Origin of the sequence: Aquimarina acroporae (genome assembly GCF_023195925.1) — a bacterium.
Lineage (GTDB): Bacteria > Bacteroidota > Bacteroidia > Flavobacteriales > Flavobacteriaceae > Aquimarina > Aquimarina acroporae.
Genome location: NZ_JALPRE010000011.1, coordinates 219,603 through 237,129, shown reverse-complemented (window position 1 = coordinate 237,129; position 17,527 = coordinate 219,603). Strand labels below are relative to the sequence as shown.

The 17,527-nt window shown below is 34.3% G+C and carries 17 protein-coding genes; 12 read left to right on the top strand and 5 right to left on the bottom strand.

Going from position 1 to position 17,527, the window contains the following annotated elements; genetic code table 11:
- Positions 1 to 94: 94 nt before the first annotated feature.
- From M0D21_RS16785 to M0D21_RS16775, 3 genes are all read left to right on the top strand, one after another.
- Positions 95 to 1,693 carry a SulP family inorganic anion transporter gene (locus M0D21_RS16785; protein ID WP_248331673.1) on the top strand — a complete coding sequence of 533 codons (1,599 nt, stop codon included), beginning with the start codon at positions 95 to 97 and terminating at the stop codon, positions 1,691 to 1,693.
- 82 nt (positions 1,694 to 1,775) lie between these two features.
- Positions 1,776 to 2,408: a carbonic anhydrase family protein gene (locus tag M0D21_RS16780; RefSeq protein WP_248331670.1), complete on the top strand. Its 633-nt coding sequence runs from the start codon at positions 1,776 to 1,778 to the stop codon at positions 2,406 to 2,408.
- Positions 2,409 to 2,514: 106 nt separating this feature from the next.
- Complete coding sequence (locus M0D21_RS16775) at positions 2,515 to 4,377, top strand: SulP family inorganic anion transporter (protein WP_248331668.1); 1,863 nt, start codon at positions 2,515 to 2,517, stop codon at positions 4,375 to 4,377.
- Between the two features lie 22 nt (positions 4,378 to 4,399).
- Here M0D21_RS16775 and M0D21_RS16770 read toward each other — a convergent pair whose 3' ends face one another.
- Entirely contained in the window at positions 4,400 to 4,906 is a 507-nt protein-coding gene (locus M0D21_RS16770; protein WP_248331666.1) for a CvpA family protein, read from the bottom strand.
- Between the two features lie 124 nt (positions 4,907 to 5,030).
- Here M0D21_RS16770 and M0D21_RS16765 point away from each other — a divergent pair, with 124 nt between their 5' ends.
- From M0D21_RS16765 to M0D21_RS16745, 5 genes are all read left to right on the top strand, one after another.
- Positions 5,031 to 5,273, top strand: a complete 243-nt coding sequence (locus M0D21_RS16765; RefSeq protein ID WP_248331664.1) for a hypothetical protein — start codon at positions 5,031 to 5,033, stop codon at positions 5,271 to 5,273.
- A gap of 11 nt (positions 5,274 to 5,284) precedes the next feature.
- Positions 5,285 to 5,554: a hypothetical protein gene (locus M0D21_RS16760; protein ID WP_248331662.1), complete on the top strand. Its 270-nt coding sequence runs from the start codon at positions 5,285 to 5,287 to the stop codon at positions 5,552 to 5,554.
- A gap of 44 nt (positions 5,555 to 5,598) precedes the next feature.
- On the top strand, positions 5,599 to 6,732 hold the full coding sequence (locus tag M0D21_RS16755; protein ID WP_248331660.1) for an AraC family transcriptional regulator: 1,134 nt from the start codon (positions 5,599 to 5,601) through the stop codon (positions 6,730 to 6,732).
- Positions 6,733 to 6,851: 119 nt separating this feature from the next.
- Positions 6,852 to 7,793: a TolB family protein gene (locus M0D21_RS16750; protein WP_248331658.1), complete on the top strand. Its 942-nt coding sequence runs from the start codon at positions 6,852 to 6,854 to the stop codon at positions 7,791 to 7,793.
- Positions 7,794 to 7,894: 101 nt separating this feature from the next.
- The gene (locus M0D21_RS16745; protein WP_248331656.1) at positions 7,895 to 8,875 is read left to right on the top strand and encodes a DPP IV N-terminal domain-containing protein; all 981 of its coding nucleotides are present in this window, start codon (positions 7,895 to 7,897) and stop codon (positions 8,873 to 8,875) included.
- A 39-nt stretch (positions 8,876 to 8,914) separates the two neighbouring features.
- On the opposite strand, the gene M0D21_RS16740 is transcribed toward M0D21_RS16745, so the two are convergent.
- Genes M0D21_RS16740 through M0D21_RS16730 form a run of 3 tightly spaced genes read right to left on the bottom strand, consistent with a single transcriptional unit; the run spans position 8,915 to position 12,999 of the window.
- Positions 8,915 to 11,473, bottom strand: a complete 2,559-nt coding sequence (locus M0D21_RS16740) for a carboxypeptidase-like regulatory domain-containing protein (protein ID WP_248331654.1) — start codon at positions 11,471 to 11,473, stop codon at positions 8,915 to 8,917.
- A gap of 46 nt (positions 11,474 to 11,519) precedes the next feature.
- Positions 11,520 to 12,428 carry a FecR family protein gene (locus tag M0D21_RS16735; protein WP_248331652.1) on the bottom strand — a complete coding sequence of 303 codons (909 nt, stop codon included), beginning with the start codon at positions 12,426 to 12,428 and terminating at the stop codon, positions 11,520 to 11,522.
- Between the two features lie 58 nt (positions 12,429 to 12,486).
- Positions 12,487 to 12,999, bottom strand: coding sequence for an RNA polymerase sigma factor (locus M0D21_RS16730; protein WP_248331650.1), 513 nt, complete (start codon positions 12,997 to 12,999; stop codon positions 12,487 to 12,489).
- A gap of 76 nt (positions 13,000 to 13,075) precedes the next feature.
- Between M0D21_RS16730 and M0D21_RS16725 the strand changes: the two genes are divergently transcribed.
- From M0D21_RS16725 to M0D21_RS16710, 4 genes are all read left to right on the top strand, one after another.
- On the top strand, positions 13,076 to 14,662 hold the full coding sequence (locus tag M0D21_RS16725) for a 7TM domain-containing protein (protein WP_248331648.1): 1,587 nt from the start codon (positions 13,076 to 13,078) through the stop codon (positions 14,660 to 14,662).
- A gap of 23 nt (positions 14,663 to 14,685) precedes the next feature.
- The gene (locus M0D21_RS16720; RefSeq protein ID WP_248331646.1) at positions 14,686 to 15,555 is read left to right on the top strand and encodes a sugar-transfer associated ATP-grasp domain-containing protein; all 870 of its coding nucleotides are present in this window, start codon (positions 14,686 to 14,688) and stop codon (positions 15,553 to 15,555) included.
- 9 nt (positions 15,556 to 15,564) lie between these two features.
- Entirely contained in the window at positions 15,565 to 16,698 is a 1,134-nt protein-coding gene (locus M0D21_RS16715) for a hypothetical protein (protein WP_248331644.1), read from the top strand.
- 82 nt (positions 16,699 to 16,780) lie between these two features.
- Complete coding sequence (locus M0D21_RS16710; RefSeq protein ID WP_248331642.1) at positions 16,781 to 17,137, top strand: hypothetical protein; 357 nt, start codon at positions 16,781 to 16,783, stop codon at positions 17,135 to 17,137.
- Between the two features lie 94 nt (positions 17,138 to 17,231).
- Here M0D21_RS16710 and M0D21_RS16705 read toward each other — a convergent pair whose 3' ends face one another.
- On the bottom strand, positions 17,232 to 17,522 hold the full coding sequence (locus tag M0D21_RS16705; protein ID WP_248331640.1) for a DUF1330 domain-containing protein: 291 nt from the start codon (positions 17,520 to 17,522) through the stop codon (positions 17,232 to 17,234).
- Between the last annotated feature and the right edge of the window lie 5 nt (positions 17,523 to 17,527).

The window sequence follows — 17,527 nt, the reverse complement described above, 5'->3', positions numbered from 1 at the left end:
TCTTTGAATAGGAAATGGACGATTTGTCTTTGCTAATAGATACGTTTACTTTTTAAAGTTCTGGTTGCAGAACAACAATCAAATTTTTTTTATTATGAGTGTTTTTAAAACATTAAAAAATGATTTACCGGCTAGTGTTGTCGTGTTTTTTGTAGCATTACCCTTATGTTTGGGAATTGCTCTTGCCAGTGGTGCTCCGTTATTTTCGGGATTAATAGCTGGTATAATTGGGGGTATAGTAGTGGGATTATTAAGTGGATCTCAGATAGGTGTAAGTGGACCTGCAGCGGGATTGGCAGCAATAGTATTAACATCTATTGGTGCGCTAGGAGGTTTTGAGAACTTCTTGGTAGCTGTAGTGCTTGGGGGAGTAATTCAAATAGTTTTTGGGCTTCTTAAAGCCGGAATCATTGGATATTACTTTCCATCGTCTGTAATTAAAGGAATGTTAACAGGTATCGGAATTATTATCATATTAAAACAAATACCCTACTTTTTTGGTTTAGACAAAAATCCGGAAGGTAATTTCGCTTTTTTACAGTTAGATGGAGAAAATACTCTAACAGAACTGTTAAAAACGATAAATGCTATTATAAGTGGTAATGTTAGTGTGGGAGCTACAGTGATTGCTTTGATTGCGCTGGGAATCTTAATCCTTTGGAACAAAGTTTTGTCCAAAAAGGGTAAAATTTTCCAACTTATACAAGGTCCCTTGGTAGCTGTGGTTGTTGGGATTTTGTTTTATATTTTTACTAAAGATGGAGCTATGAACATTACTACAGATCATTTGGTAGCGGTTCCTATTCCTGATAGTATTGATAGTTTTTTAGGGCAATTTAGTTTCCCTAACTTCCGTGTTATTACCAATACTGATGTATGGGTAACTGCATTTACTATTGCATTGGTGGCAAGTTTAGAAACACTTCTGTGTGTTGAAGCGACCGATAAGTTAGATCCTCAAAAAAGAGTTACACCTACGAACAGAGAATTGTTAGCACAAGGAACAGGTAACATGATTTCAGGCTTTATAGGAGGGTTACCAATCACACAGGTAATTGTACGTAGTTCAGCAAATATTCAATCTGGAGGGCGCACGAAAATGTCTGCTATTATTCATGGTTTCTTTTTATTGATATCTGTTATTCTGATCCCTAGCATACTAACTAAAATTCCGTTATCAGTACTTGCGGCAATTCTATTTATCGTTGGTTATAAATTGGCAAAACCAGCATTGTTCAAAACAATGTATAATTTAGGGTGGAAACAGTTTATTCCATTTACCGTTACCGTATTAGGTATTGTATTTATAGATCTTTTATGGGGTATTGGTTTAGGACTTATGGTTGGAATTGTAGTAATTCTTATTAAGAGTTACCAAAACTCTCACTTTTTACATATTGAAGATGTAAGTAATGGTAAGCATAGAGTAAATATGACGCTTGCTGAAGAGGTTACATTCTTTAACAAAGGAGCAATTCTTAAGGAGTTAGATAAGTTACCAGAAGAAACTTATTTAACCTTAGATGTGAGAAAGACAAGGTATTTGGATAATGATATTATTGAGATTTTGGAAGACTTCTCTGAAAAAGCCAAGAACAAAAACATTGATATCAAATTGATTTCAGAGCGTGGGGAAGTAGAAAACCCAGATAGTTATATCGAGTTTTTTAAGCTTAGACCACAGAATAAATAGTAAAAATTATAATTCATTAAATGATTAGTTGCTATATGGTGATAATCTTATTTAATGATTTTAAAAACATAAAAAAATAAAGATGAAAGCACTTACTAAAGAAACACAAGCCAAAATAACACCTCAAACAGCAGTACAGTTACTTAAGGAAGGAAATCAAAGGTTTCAACAAAAGCTTATGGCCGATAGAGATCTTTTAGATCAGGTAAATGATACTAAAAGCGGACAGTATCCGTTTGCAACTATTTTAAGTTGTATCGATTCAAGAGTGTCTTCAGAATTGATCTTTGATCAGGGAATTGGGGATATTTTTAGTGCAAGAGTAGCAGGTAACTTTGTAAATGAAGATATTTTAGGAAGTATGGAGTTTGCTTGCAAACTTGCAGGGACTAAGTTAGTTTTAGTTTTAGGTCACACGGCATGTGGTGCCGTAAAAGGAGCTTGTGACGATGCAAAACTGGGAAATCTTACGGCTTTACTGAGTAAAATCAAACCAGCTGTAGAAGCAGTAACAGAGCCATCAGATGCTGCAGACAGAACTTCAAAAAATATTGATTTTGTAAATGATGTAGCTGCAAAAAATGTACATATGACTATCGATAATATCAGAACTCAAAGCTCCGTATTAAAAGAAATGGAGGATAATGGAGAAATATTGATTCTGGGAGGTATGTATGATATTAGCAACGGGAAAGTAACTTTCTTCGAAGCATAATAAGAAAAGAAATGTTAAAAAAAGAGCCGTTATATTCGTATAGCGGCTCTTTTTTTATGGTATTTTTGAAATCAAATAACGGAAAACAATATAAAATCTAACCAATATGAAGGGTTTTTTCAATAATTTAAAAGGAGATGCGTTTGGAGGTCTAACTGCCGGTATTGTAGCATTACCATTAGCATTGGCTTTTGGGGTGTCTTCGGGATTGGGTCCAAGTGCAGGTTTATACGGTGCAATTTTCATTAGTTTTTTTGCTGCACTTTTTGGAGGAACCAATACTCAAATTTCTGGCCCAACTGCACCAATGACTGCTGTGAGTATGCTTATCATCGCAGGTTTGATTGGAACCTATAATGGTGATGTAAACGCCGCTTTGCCAGCTATATTAACCGTTTTTTTACTTTCTGGAATTATACAAATAGGACTAGGTGCCATGGGAGTAGGGAAATATATTCGATACATTCCTTATCCCGTAGTTTCAGGATTTATGACCGCTATTGGAGTAATGATTTTGGTGACACAAATTCTACCAGCACTTGGGTATTACCCGAAAGAAGATGAATCCTTTGTAAGTCATTTTATTCCCGAAGCACAAGAAGTGATTTTGAATAAGATCTTGAAGGAAGAAGCAGGTGAGGAGATTTTGGTTTTAGAAGATTTTAAAGAAACTATAAAAAGAGCAGAGGGTATCACTGAAGACGACGTAAAACTAGAAGCTATTGCACTTGCTGGAAATAATTCTTCCGGAGTTGTAGGAGCATTAAAAAGCCTTCCAAATGCGTTATCGAATATCAATTACCTGGAACTTATACTTTGCCTGGCAACGATACTGGTAATTTACGGGTTTAAACGCATTACAACGGCAATTCCGAGCACGTTGGTGGCACTATTGGTGGTGTCTGGTGTTGCATATGGGTTTGATCTTAATTATAGGCCTATTCAGGAAATACCAAGCGGATTCCCAAAGTTCAATTTCTCGATATTTTCAAATTTTAGTTTGGACTCAGTCGCACCCTATATCTTTTCTGCATTAACATTATCTATTTTGGGAGCGATAGATTCATTATTAACGTCTGTAGTAGCCGATAATATGACCAAGACCAAGCACAACCCAAATAAAGAATTGGTAGGACAAGGGATAGGAAATACCATTGGAGCTTTATTTGGAGGGATACCCGGCGCTGGAGCTACGATAAGAACAGTGGTAAATATTAATGCAGGAGGTAAAACCAGATTATCTGGTATGATAGCTGGTGTTTTATTACTTATTGTTTTGTTGGCTTTAGGGCCTGTGGCTTCACAAATACCTGCAGCAGTACTTGCAGGGATTTTAATTACAGTGGGTATTGGGGTGATGGATTATAAAGGGTTACGTGCGATTCCTCATATGCCAAAAATAGAGGTAGTTATTATGCTTATTGTATTGGTATTGTCTGTAACCTGGAATTTGATTTATGCTGTGGGAATAGGGTTAATCATTGCCTCTCTAATTTTTATGAAAAAAATGGGAGATGTTACTGCTCGACAATCAAAGGTTGAATCGCTAGAAGGTATGGGGAAAAGCCCAAAATTTGAAAAACTCTGGAAAGATGAGGTCAATTTCCCTAAAGAACTAAAAGAAGAAATCTTTATAAAGCATCTTAGTGGTCCTGTATTCTTTGGGTCAACTAGTGAATTACAAGAATTAGCCGATCAAATCCCCGAGACCGCTACTCATGTGATTATCAGAATGGATAAAGTGCCTTATATGGATCAATCTGGAGTATATGTCTTAGAAGAAATGGTATTAGGTCTGGAAAAACGAGGCATAAAATCTTCTATAGTGGGTATGCAAAAACAACCATTGTATCTGTCTAAAAAAGTAAATATTATTCCTGATTTGGTAGCCAATGAATATGTATTCCCAGATTTTGATTCTTGTATCAATGCTTTGATCAAGATTGTGAACGAAAAGAAATCGGCATAATTGGTTAAAGTTATACCAAACACTATACCTCCTCTTCTTGGGTTGTATTGTCTTTGATAATAGTAGGAAGCACCATAGGTGCAATTTTACGAACAGGATGATATAATACAGAAGAGTTTAATGTCTCTTGTTTGATAATAGTAATGTTTCGATTAAGAGCGTCTATAAAGATAATAATAACACTTGCTATAAATGCCATTTTAAGTACTCCAAAGGCTCCTCCCAAAATTTTGTTTAAAATTCCTAAAGCTGCATAATCGGCAATCTTGGTTAAAATCTTTCCTGCCAGGGAAACGAGAATAACCACCAGTATAAAGGTTAACGCAAAAGCAGTTAATTTCATAGCGCCGTCTGACCAGTCTACAAATTGTTCTAAGTATCCCCCTACAAAATCTGAAAAGTGTACAGCAATATAAATTCCTACAATAAGTGCTACCAGAGAAGCTAGTGAAGCAAATAAACCCTTACTAAGTCCTTTTATTAATCCCCAAAGTAAAAGGATACCTAAAATGATATCTATAACATTCATCGATGTATGATTATAAGTCAAATATAATTGATTTTATGATGTCTCCGTAAATTCCTCTCATAAACCCAAAATATCTGTTTTTTATTTTTTATATATTTAGCATATAGTATATACAATATATATAATGAGAAAAATAGTAGATATTGAAGATAAAATCATACCTAAGCTTAAGCTGTTAGCGGCAATAGAAGGTTCGAGTGTAAAAAAAATTATGGAAGATGCTGTTTCCTGGTATGTAGATCATAAACAAAAAGAACAGCTTAAAACGATGTCTAAAGATCAAAAAGAAGATTTAGGATTATTGTTATTAATGCAACAGGCAGATGCTTCTTCGACAGTAGAAGAGGATGATTTATTCAATTCTTGAATTAGAAGTATATGGAGTTCAAAATTTCTTCACAGTTTGCTTCAGATGTTAAAGAGGTAGAAGATGGTTCATTACATGAAATGATAAAAAGGGTTATTGAAAAGATAAAACATGCCAATACCATCGCAGAGATTACGCAATTTAGAAGTGTGGGATCAAAAGCAGGAGTTTATAAAATGGGGGTAGGATTTTACTATCTTTTGGCAATACAATCTTCGGAGCAGGAGTTAACATTAATGCGCTTTTTGCACAGAGACCTATTGATGAGAGTTATTGTTTAAAAGTAAAGAAAGAAGGATCACAATAAAATGATGTAAGTTTTTACATGAAATTCGAATTAGATTTATACAGTATCTCTGCCATAATAGCCTTGGTCCAACTTCCAATACTTATCGCATATTTACTGGTAGGAAGAAATATAAATAGAACTAATTCGCTATTAATACTCTTTTTTTGTGCATTAGCATTCGATTTATTTCACCGAATAATAATTGACACTAAGCTCATACTTGATATTCCGTTTTTTATTGGGGCAGGTTCTATATCTCAATATTTATATGGCCCAACAATCTATTTAATGATAATTTCTTTGGCACAACCAAAAACGAAATGGAAGAATATCTATCTCCTGCATTTTGCGCCATTCTTGATTAACCTAATCCTGTTCCTAGCTAATAAATCTTCTGAAAGTGTCGATCGGCATTTAAGCATGGTAGCTCAATTTTTTGTAGATGTCGAAAAAAATCCAACATTGAAATTTGGGTATCCCATTAGCCTTTACTCGTATCTTAAAATGTTGCTTTTGTTTAGTTTACACCCAATAATTTATCTATTAGTGTCAATGCGCAAGTTACATTTGATAAATCCAGATAAAAGAAAAAATAAAGCTTCATACATACCGTGGTTAAAAACCATGATTTTTGGGTTTCTTGTGGTTATAGCTTTAAGTGAATTGGCTTATGCTTTGGTTCATTTCTTTGGGGTTTATTATTGGTTTTTAGATAGCTTTATTATTTGGCGACCTCTATATGTTTTCGCAATGCTATTTGTAGCTTTGTTATGGCCGTTATCTTATAAAAGTTTAAAGCATGTAGGATATTCCAAATCCAAAGATGACTTTTTAGACTCTTTGAAAAGGTATATGAGCGAACATGAGCCTTATAAAAACCCAAAATTATCTCGCTATGATCTCGCTGATTATTTAAAGGTAAGTCCAACTTATTTGACTAACATATTAAATAGTGAACTTGGGAGTAATGTGAAAGAATACATAAATAGTTATAGGGTAAAAGAGGTTAAAAATCTAATCGAAAAAGGGAAATTAAAAGATGTAACTATTGAGGCTATTGGTAATGAAGCCGGATTTTCTTCTCGGTCAACTTTTTTTAGAGTTTTTAGGGATGTTGAAGGAATTACCCCATTGTCTTATGCAAATAGCCTTGATGAAACAATGAAGTAGTCCTAAAATCTATTTTTGGGACTATCTATACGCCATTATTTGTTCTTGTTGCATTTTATTTTAGAAGTTTTGCACATACAAATCTTTACCAAACTATAATTCGACAAACTTCTGAATCAATGCAATATCCAAATTTTAATGTAAATAAAACATTATACCTGTCTGTTATCATATCTCTGTTTTTTCACATAACTATAGAAGCGCAATCTAAGATTATTTTTTCCCGGAGTAAAGGAGGGTTAAATACTGGAGGTACGTTAGATGTAATGATTTACGACCCTTTACAAAAAACTACAAAAACCCTTCTCAAAGGCACCGTAAGAAGAAGAGGAGAATACAATGTTGTTACCTCGCCAGATAATACCAAAGTACTATTTAATACATATAGATTTAAAGGTTGGCAATTGGCAATTGGCGAATTTCAAGAAGGGCAGATAGTTAATGTGAGAAAGTTAACCAATAGGAATAATTATGAGTATTGTGCCAAATTTTCACCAGATGGATCTAAAATTGCCTATCAGGAGTATGATTGGAGCGGTAGAGAATCGGGGATATATATTGCAGATCAAAATGGTAAAAATGCTAGGTACTTGGTAGCATCAAATATTAATGATCAAAACATAGATTGGACCAAAGATGCTCAATCTATAGTATTTACTTATTTGGAAAATAACAAGATCAACATACACCTTAAATCTTTAGATGGTAAAATCTTTAAAAAGATATCTACTCATGCTGCAAACGATTTTGCAGTTTCCACTTCAAAGAAATCAAATAGAATAGCATTTCTATCTGATAAAACAGATAAAATAGACCTGTTTGTAATGAATTTGGATGATGGTAGTTTAATAAATCTAACTCCAGGTCTTAATACATCAGATGCTGATGCAAACAGTATTTGGGCTTATAAAACCTGTTGGTCACCAGATGGAAAACAAATAGCCTTTACCGCTATGGTAAATGAAAATTTGGAGATTTTTACCATAAATGCTGATGGAAGTAATTTGGTGCAAATTACCAATAATAGTGATACCGATATGACTCCTTTTTGGACAAATTAAAGCTGTTTACCGTTTCAATTAATCTTATCCAATAAAAATAGGTGTGGTTTTGTTTTCCATTTCAAAACGGAGCCAATATCTGCTTGAAAAAATTATCGATTATGAAGAATCTTATTTTAGTTTTATTGCTATTCCTTTCTCTTTTTTCTGGAAAAAAGAATGATGGTAATTTCATAGATTGTGAAGAAATGGTCCTAAAAACCAAGGCTTACCAAGATACGTCTACAATTCTATTCTCCAGAAAAAAAGATAATGATAGTGGGTGGTCAATATATAAAATAAGCCCAAATGGTATCGATGAAGAAGTTATAATTCCTTTTAAATATGGACAAGGTGAATACAATCCTGCCATAGCCCCTGATGGGAATACAATTATGTTTAATTCTTATCGTTACGGAGGTTGGAAATTAGCTGTTTATGATACAAATACTAAAGAAGTAAGTAAGATTAGCAAAAAGCTTAATTACTATGTTAATGGGGTGTTTTCATCTGATGGAAAAAAGATTGCTTATGAAAGAAACGTAGAGAGAAGTACACATATCTTTGTAGCAAACTCTGATGGCACCAAAGAGGTGAACCTAACTTCAGAGATTAGTAATGATAATAGAGCGCCATCATGGAATAGTAATGATACATCAATCTTGTTCTATTATAAAAAAAATAGGACAAATGATATTTTTGCTATTGATGTCAGAGCAAAAATCACAACTAATCTAACAAACAATAATTCTGGGAATGATTTTAATCCTTCTATTTCTCCCAACGGAAAACAAGTTGCTTTTTTTTCAGATAGAAATGGTTATTTAGATGTATATGTGATGGATATAAATGGAGAAAATCAAATATGCTTAACCAGAAGCCTGCATAATGAAAACAACGAATACAACTACTATACAGATTCAAATGTATATTGGATATTTAAAGTTTCATGGTCGCCCGACGGTCAATATTTGGTGTTTTCAAATATCCAAGGTGACAATATAGATTTATTTACTATAAAAAAAGATGGCACCGATTTAAAGCAAATAACAAAAACACCAAAATCAGAATACACACCAGTATGGGGTATATTAAAAAATTAGGATTAGTATAGAAAAAAGATGTGTGAAAAACATAAATTTCTAAAAGTATAATCTAAAAATTATATTGGGAGTAAACCCAAGCGATTCTTGTCTTAAAACATCGAGTTCTAACTCACCGCTTTCTGGGTTTTCATCGGCTCTATAACTTACAGAAATAGGTTTTCTTCTATTGTATATATTTTGTATCGATGCCCCAATTTGGCCTCTCCAATTCCCCGAAGTATTAAAATCAAAACGATACAGTGCAGATATATCTAATCGATGATAATTGGGTAAGCGCAATGCATTAGCTTCCCCAAAAATAATGTCCTCTTCGACCAGATCTGCATCTGTAAATGGTGCTCCGCTTCTCCATAACCAACCCAAAGAGAACTCCCAATCATTATTAACTTCTAATGTATTTGAAATTCTGAAATTATGGGTAATATCATTGTTTCCTGGGAAAGGGTTTTCCTGTATTTCCAGGAAGGTATATTCTATATCATTGAAGGTGTACCCGATCCAGGTTCTAAAGTTTTTAAACTTCTTCTTGAGCAAAATATCCACCCCTAAAATAGTGCTTTCTCCTGTGGATAAATCATTCGATACAGCATTAAAACCATTGGTTGCCGAAGTGAGTCCGTCGAGATTTTTATAGTAGGCATCGATCTCAAAATTCCAGTCATTTTTGGAAAATAAAATTCCGCCCGAAAATTGAGTGCTTTCTACTACTGGTATCTCTTCATTATTGGCATGAATCCACAGATCATTTGCTAAGCGTAGTTGAGTGTCCTCAAATTCTATAAGTTGACTAATCGGTTGATAGCGAAGTTCTCCGGTCCCTTTAATTCTTAAAAACTCCGAAATGGGATATTCGATATTTATTCTGGGTTCGATGTAGAAATCGTCGACTACAGAATAATGAGAGGCACGTATTCCTAGATTGATAAAACTCTTTTTTCTAGGTGAAAACTTATAGTTAGCATAAATCGAATTTGCTGTGTTTTTTACTAAATCGGTTTCATTTATAGTACTTTCGAAGTCACTATCACGTGTTATTGCATAAAAAACCTCATTATTTGAAAATTGATATCCCAAAGTGATGATATGTTTAGGAGTAAAATCATAGATCATATGGGCATCAAGACCTATGTCTTCAACCGTATTTTTTCGTACAGATTGTTCTTCAATATTACTTCCTTCGCGCTCTACAAATAAATAGTCAGAATCAAATTTTGAATAATACGCTTTCAAACTATGATGGAACTTTTTTGATCTAGAACCTACCCATGAAAAACTTGCACCTTCATTTGTAATTTCGAGATCATCAGTGATTAAATTCTCTTCATCATCAATTTCAAAACGTAGATCGTTATTGGTGTAGATACCGCTAAGCATAATTTTGTCATGCTTAGAGGCATCGATGATTAATTTTGCACTGGTATCATAAAAGAAGAAATCATTTACACCAATGTCATCTTCAAACTCTTCCTCTTCCTCTTCTTCGGCCACATTAGAGGTTTCTACGATTTTGGTATTCTGAAATACTTTTTCTGACAATGCCTCGTACGTTGGTGATTGATCAAAAAAATCGGTGTGAGATCTTCTTCCCGAGACTATAAAACCAACGCTGTTTCCTATCGGAGCCTTTAGAAATACATCAGCATGGGTTCCATTAATTCCGGCTCCGCCATTAAATTCTTCTGGCACATCCCGGTCACTAGAAATATCGATAACTCCAGATACTCTATCTCCATATTTCGGATCTGTACCTGCTTTAAAAACCTTAGCGTCTTTGATAATGTATGGATTAAATGCTGAAATCATTCCGAAGAAATGCCCAGTGTTGTACATTTTAATATCGTCCCACAAAACTAAATTCTGATCTGGGGATCCTCCTCTTATTTGGATACCACTAGCCGTTTCATCTGGACTGTTAATACCGGGAATAAGTTGAATTCCTTGAAGAATATCAGGTTCGCTTTGACCTGGTAAAATACCTAAGTTTTCATTGGTAAGCTGAAAGGAACCGTCGATACTTTTGTCTATCCCCGTGGTTATGTATTCGACGATAAGTACTTCTTCTAGGGCAGTGCTTTTAATGTAAAGCGGTATTCGAGGGCAACCCGAAATTTCAAAATCTGAGGCTTTCATGACCTTGGTTCTATAGCCTACATATTGAATAGAAATAGTTTCTTCACCAGCGATAGTTCCCAATTGAAAAAAACCATCGTCATTGGCAATGGTTCCTGTGTTTGAGCTTTCTATCACTACTGATGCAAATGAAAGAGGAGCGTTTGTACTTTCATCAAAAAGATACCCACAAACTTCAATTCTGGTATCGGGCACACTTATAATGACTTGTCTATCAGATATTTTTTTAAAATCAAGGTTTGTAAGTGATTTTAGTCGTACTAAGATATCATCAAGTGGGGTATTATTTATGACCAATGTGATCACTTTGTTCTTTACAATTTCATCACTAAAAGAGAAAATAAGATTATACGATTCTGACAACTCCGATAGTACTTCTTGCAGAGGTGTTTGCTTATATTCTTTTGTGATTTGCGCGTGCAAGGAACCCACAAAAAAGAGGAAAAACAATATTATTTTTTTCATAAACTGTTTTGATTTTAAGAATATAAGTGCCTCTATTATCTTAGTTTTACTGTTTAGGCGAAAGATTTACCATTTTCCCGTTTACTATATATTCAATACCCATTGGTGTTAATACTGATTCAAGTGCGATTTTAAGATCATCATAAATAAAACCGCCGGTAAATAGTTGGTTTTGATCAATATCGCTGCGCGAGAAAGTAACATCATATTGTTGCTCAAGCTCATCAAGTACTTCATGTAGAGGAACACTATTAAATAAACTTTCTCCTTTGGTCCATATAGGTTCTTGATCGGTAACAGGCATTTCAACTAGTGTATCTCCCTGTAAAATCACTCCTTGTCCTTTAACCAATGTTTTTTGCTGTTCTTTTAAGGTAGATACTCTTACTTTTCCTTCATAACATCCAACTTTGAAGGTGTTTGATCTCCCTTTCACATTAAATTGTGTGCCTAGAACTTCTACGCTCCCTAGGGATGACGTAACCTTGAACGTCTCTCCAGAGGTCACTTTAAAAAATGCTTCCCCATCGAGAGTAACCTGTCGGTTTTTAGACCAGAAAAATCGTTGGTGTGATAAGGTGGATGCAGCGTTAAGTTGTACCGAACTCCCGTCGGGTAATACGACAGCAATTTGTTCCCCTACTGCAGTGTTATAGGTAACCTTATTAAAGAAAAATCCAATAATTAAAGTAATCGAAGCAGCCACAGATAATACATAAACCAGAGGTTTTAAACTGATGGTCTTCCCTTTTTTGCTAGCAACTTCGAGTTTTTGATTGGTCGTTTCTAGTGATTCCTTGAGATCGAAAGATGGAGCATTAAAATGCTCTAGCCCCTCAACGATTTTTTTATACTCCTCATACTCGGGAAGCTTTTTTAGTTCCTCCAGATCCTCATTAGAAAGGTTGTTCCCTAACCATTTTGCTAAATATGTATTTTCATTGTCTTTCAGCATGATTTTTCCTTCATATCTTAACCATAAACAGGTAAGTTTAAAAATACCCTACCATGATCTAGATGTTTTTTACTAATATTCTCATTTTTTTTAATGCATTATGCATTCGTTTTTCTACAGCTTTGACAGAAACACCAAGCATTTCAGCAATTTCGGTGTAGGTTTTTTTATCTATTCGATTTAATAAGAAAACTTCTCTTTGTCCATCAGGAAGTTCAGCAATAGCATCTTGTAGTTTATTCATAAACTCTTTTTCTTCCATAACAAAATCTGGAGATTCTATATTCTTATTACTATGCGGTAGTTTAGTGTATTCTAATCGAACCTTTTGGCGAGCCACTTGATTGAGAAATAGATTATTGGCTACTGTACAAAGAAATCCTTTTGCTTTTTCGAAGATCACCTTTTTACAATGGTGCCACATTTTGATGAAAGCTTCTTGCATCACATCTTCGGCCTGTTCTTTATCTCCACACTTGTAATATATAAAGTTGCGAACAGCCTCGGCATGACTCTCAAATAATTCTGTAAAAACGGGGCGATCACATACAGATTTTGAGGATTTCTCCATATAAAAGGAAATTTTTTTTCGATTTCAGGTAGGGTGAATTTCATCTCACCTGTTATTAACCCAAAAATAACGGATTATGAATTCTCAAACAAATATCAAAATCGTATTAATAAGCATTACCGTTTTGGCGTTGGTGTCTATTGGTTTCAAAATAAAACCAGTATTAGAAAATTATGATGATTTTAAGGCACAGCAGGTGTATAAGGTAAACTATAATTACTTTTTTAAATCTGGAGATAAAAATACGACGGTAAAAACCTTTATTCCAAATAGTAATTCGAGGCAGCAAATTTCTAAATATAATAATAAGAGTGATAGTACACTGTTGTTTTCGAAAAAAGGATTAGCGAGCAACAAAAAGGTAATTTGGAGAACAAAAGCTGTTAATACTTATCACTCTATCAACTATGAATTTATTTTTCAGGGAAAGGAAAAAAGATTCACCTTACCACAGCAATTTGATAATGCTTCAGAAAAACATCAATACTATTTACATGCAACAGAGAATATTCAGGCAAAAGATGCCAAGATTACTCAGCTAGCTAATCGATTGACGAAGAGAGCCAAGAACGATAGCCAAATGATTAAAAGTATTTTTGATTATGTGGCTGAAATTCCTTCAGCACCTATAATCACACTCACTGATGCATTAACGGCCATAGAACAAAATCGAGCTTCGTGCAATGGAAAAAGTAGGTTGTTTGTGGCGCTTTGCAGAAATTTGGGATATCCCGCAAGAATAAAGGGAGGTATAATTCTTGAAAATACCAATAAAAGAACATCTCATGTTTGGGCAGAAGTTTTGATTAATGAACATTGGGTTCCGTTTGATGCTTTAAACAATCACTTTGCCTATATCCCTGCAAATTATTTGGAGATTTATGAAGGCGATGAGTTTTTGATTACGCATACCCCTGGAATTCAGTTTGATTATACCTATGAAGTAGAGAGTATTAATCACATTCCTTTCTTAAAACTCAACTCTGAAGAAATTAGACAGTTATCAAGTATTTCTCTGTGGCGTTTGGTTGAGAAAAGAATTATTCCAGAAAATGCACTTAATTTACTTCTGTTACTCCCAATAGGAGGGCTTTTAGTGGCGTTTTTAAGAAATGTTGTGGGAGTTAAAACGTTTGGTGTTTTTCTTCCTGTATTAATTGCTTTTTCTCTATTACATACCGGTTTTATTTCGGGAATGATCATGTTTGTGTGTTTAATTCTACTGGTAGGTTTAATCTCGTATCCATTTGACAGAATTGGGCTATTGTACACCCCAAAGCTGGTAATTTCATTGAGTATTATGGTAGGCTTGATGATTATCGCAACGATGATTGGAATACGATTCAACGTCACCTGGCTTACGACCTTAACATTTTTTCCAACGATTATTTTAACGATTGCGGCAGAGCGTTTTTCTCGTGCTACTATTGAGGATGGACACAAGTTGGCTATAGAAAAATTAGGACAGACACTTTTGGCTACTATAATATGCTATGGGTTTTTGTCATGGTCGGCTTTGCCCGCTTTGCTCATTATTTTTCCAGAATGTTTACTACTTATTATTTCGTTGGCAATGCTCTTGGGAAGATATATCGGTATACGATGGGTAGAATACTACCGATTCGCCCCATTATTCAATCAACCAAAAAAAATACAACTATAGTCATGCTCATAAATTTTTCCCCTATGAAATCACACAAGAAATCAAATGTAATTGGGCTTAATGAAAGAAATATTAAACTCATTTATCCAAATAATAACAAAAGACATTATCCCTTGGCCGATGATAAGGTACTCACCAAAGAAATCTTACATCAATATGATATTCCCTGTGCAGAGACGTATGCGGTGATAGAGTATAACAGTGATATAAAAGCAGCTTGGGAGTTGTGTAAGAATAAAAATGCTTTGGCCATAAAACCTGCTCGTGGAAGTGGAGGAGGAGGTATCAAAATTCTAAAGAAAGATCATAACGGCATTTGGATCAGCAGTGGTAAACCTGTAGAGGAGCGTCAGATTTTTCAGCATATGGCGGCAACTATCATGGGGTTTTATTCTTTGGGTTCTCACGATAGAGTATTAATTGAAGAATGTATAGAACCAGATCCTTTTTTTCAGCAAATATATCCATCTGGAGTTCCAGATTTTAGAATCATCACCTTGGATCATCAACCACTTATGGGTATGCTAAGAATGCCAACTGATAGATCAGATGGTAAAGCCAATTTGCATCAAAATGGAGTAGGAATTGGGGTAGATATGAAAAGAGGAACGCTCACGCAGGTTTATGATGGTAAAAATTATTTCGACCATCATCCCGATAGTAAATTCATAGTTGAAAATGTATCGATCCCCTACTGGAATGAAATTCTGGAAATTTCTATCGCTACTGCAAAAGCTTTCCCATTAAACTACCTGGGTATCGACATTGTTATTGATAAATACAAAGGACCTCAAATCATGGAAATTAACGTTCGTCCGGGATTAGGAATTCAATTGGTAAATCAACAAGGGCTTAAAGAGAAAATAAACGATTTAAACAAAAACAGAAGCTAAAAGAAAACTATGCAAACTAGAAAAATAGTATTTGGAATTACAGTATTGCTAGGCATTAATTTGATTTGTGCACAAAGTAAAACTTCATTTGAAGTTGAAAGTCAAGGTGGATACGAATATAATTATTTTAAAAGCCCAAAAACCATACGTTCTGAAGGGGTAGTATTAACAGAAAATGATCTAATTGCGAGTAGCATTTATCAAGACATAGAAGTTACGTATAGATATCGATACAAATGGGGAAAGAATAGGATACGATTATTGGCAAATCCCTTTTCGCGATTATTCTATGAGAATTTTGATGATAGCTATTGGAGTCTGAATACAACAGCAAAGTATGATCATAAATTCAGTAAGAAAACAACGTTTTTAACAGAGTTAAGATTTAAAAGAATGAATAGAGAAGGCTTAGGTGGTGATCAAGATGTACTTATTAACCCATTAGGATATACCAACTATGGAGCAACCGCCGGTCTGGAATTTATACTTTTCGATAACAATGAAACCAGAGTAGAGAGTTTCTATAATTTTAAAGATTTTGATGCATTTGGAGTTCGAGATCTTGAGTTTGATGAATATGGAGTACAATTTACTACTGTACAATCTTTTGATGTGAATAGTCTGGAGCATAAATTGGGATTTAGTGCATATGCCAAGAAAAGAAAATATGAAACTTTTAATGCTAGTGAAATAGACAGCGACGGAGAGAGGGATTGGGACTATTTAAAAGGAAATTTGTTTTATCAATTACCAATTAATGAGAAACTTAGAATCACACCCAATGTTGTTTATTATAAACGAATAGATAATTCGACTGGTCGTTCGGGCTTTAATCAATTTGGACCGGGAATCACCATGCTGTATAAAAATAAGGCAACAAAAATACGATCTGGTTTGTCGTTTATTACAAGAAATTATACCGATATAGATGCTAGAGATACCGAAGGGTTAATTGGGGATAAACTAAAATATGAATATGCAAATTTCAGTATAAATGCTTCCCATGAAATACGCAATGGGTTTTCAATTACCTCCACCCTGTATTCAAGAGTTAGAAGTACAAATTATACCGATATCGATGCACGGTCATTTCGAAATTACCGTAACCAATATATAGGATTAGGAGTTTCCTGGAAGTTATAAGATTTCATAGATTTTATAGTTGTTTTTTTGGGTTAAGCGTTACTTTTGTAGCGCTTAACTTTTTGTAGAAGGATGATAGTTTATGGCTAGAGATGAGAAATTAAAAGAGAGATGGGAGACATTGGTAAATAAGCTCTCTGAACAATTTGCCGAAGGAGAAGATTTAGATCTTGACGGAATAATATACCTTATAGGAGTGCAAGAATTAGGACAAATTCATCGTAGATTCAAGAAAGATGAAAAAATGGACCTTATGCATATTGCTATATGTAGACTTTTAGAACCTTATGGGTATTACGAATTTGATTATTACGACAACGACGGATGGCCACACTACAAAACCAAAGAACAACTGCCGCATCTTAAGGCTGGAGAACAATCTGTTTTGATGAAAGAAGCTATTGTAAATTATTTTGTGATAAGTCAGTATATAGACTAGTTGCTTAATATAAAAGCAAATACAACACGAAAAACAGGGTTTCATATCACTCGATATGAAACCCTGTTTTTGTATACTAGTCTTCTTGAATGATTTAACTAATATAAGCCTCTAATTTTGAAAATGCCTTATCTCGATAGGGTAGTAGTTCTTGATAAGCAGCTCCTTCAAAAACTTCTTCCAGAGATTTCATATCATCAAATTCCATAACCGATACGAGACTAGGAATGTGTTCTCCAATAAGAGATTCAGATATTTTATATTTCCCTACAGATTTCGCATTTACGTCGCTATAAAGTTTACCAACTTGCTCAACATAATACGACAAGGCTTCCTTTTCGTTGGGATTAATGGTCCCAACGATAACCAAATTTACTTTACTCATGATAT

Excerpts from the sequence above, each read along its gene's own strand:
- M0D21_RS16710 (WP_248331642.1), top strand. The coding sequence starts at position 16,781 with ATGGCTAGAGATGAGAAATTAAAAGAGAGATGGGAGACATTGGTAAAT.
- M0D21_RS16725 (WP_248331648.1), top strand. The coding sequence starts at position 13,076 with ATGAATTCTCAAACAAATATCAAAATCGTATTAATAAGCATTACCGTT.
- M0D21_RS16730 (WP_248331650.1), bottom strand. The coding sequence starts at position 12,999 with ATGGAGAAATCCTCAAAATCTGTATGTGATCGCCCCGTTTTTACAGAA.
- M0D21_RS16745 (WP_248331656.1), top strand. The coding sequence starts at position 7,895 with ATGAAGAATCTTATTTTAGTTTTATTGCTATTCCTTTCTCTTTTTTCT.
- M0D21_RS16775 (WP_248331668.1), top strand. The coding sequence starts at position 2,515 with ATGAAGGGTTTTTTCAATAATTTAAAAGGAGATGCGTTTGGAGGTCTA.
- M0D21_RS16765 (WP_248331664.1), top strand. The coding sequence starts at position 5,031 with ATGAGAAAAATAGTAGATATTGAAGATAAAATCATACCTAAGCTTAAG.
- M0D21_RS16705 (WP_248331640.1), bottom strand. The coding sequence starts at position 17,522 with ATGAGTAAAGTAAATTTGGTTATCGTTGGGACCATTAATCCCAACGAA.
- M0D21_RS16720 (WP_248331646.1), top strand. The coding sequence starts at position 14,686 with ATGAAATCACACAAGAAATCAAATGTAATTGGGCTTAATGAAAGAAAT.
- M0D21_RS16785 (WP_248331673.1), top strand. The coding sequence starts at position 95 with ATGAGTGTTTTTAAAACATTAAAAAATGATTTACCGGCTAGTGTTGTC.
- M0D21_RS16755 (WP_248331660.1), top strand. The coding sequence starts at position 5,599 with ATGAAATTCGAATTAGATTTATACAGTATCTCTGCCATAATAGCCTTG.
- M0D21_RS16740 (WP_248331654.1), bottom strand. The coding sequence starts at position 11,473 with ATGAAAAAAATAATATTGTTTTTCCTCTTTTTTGTGGGTTCCTTGCAC.
- M0D21_RS16735 (WP_248331652.1), bottom strand. The coding sequence starts at position 12,428 with ATGCTGAAAGACAATGAAAATACATATTTAGCAAAATGGTTAGGGAAC.
- M0D21_RS16780 (WP_248331670.1), top strand. The coding sequence starts at position 1,776 with ATGAAAGCACTTACTAAAGAAACACAAGCCAAAATAACACCTCAAACA.
- M0D21_RS16760 (WP_248331662.1), top strand. The coding sequence starts at position 5,285 with ATGGAGTTCAAAATTTCTTCACAGTTTGCTTCAGATGTTAAAGAGGTA.
- M0D21_RS16750 (WP_248331658.1), top strand. The coding sequence starts at position 6,852 with ATGCAATATCCAAATTTTAATGTAAATAAAACATTATACCTGTCTGTT.
- M0D21_RS16770 (WP_248331666.1), bottom strand. The coding sequence starts at position 4,906 with ATGAATGTTATAGATATCATTTTAGGTATCCTTTTACTTTGGGGATTA.
- M0D21_RS16715 (WP_248331644.1), top strand. The coding sequence starts at position 15,565 with ATGCAAACTAGAAAAATAGTATTTGGAATTACAGTATTGCTAGGCATT.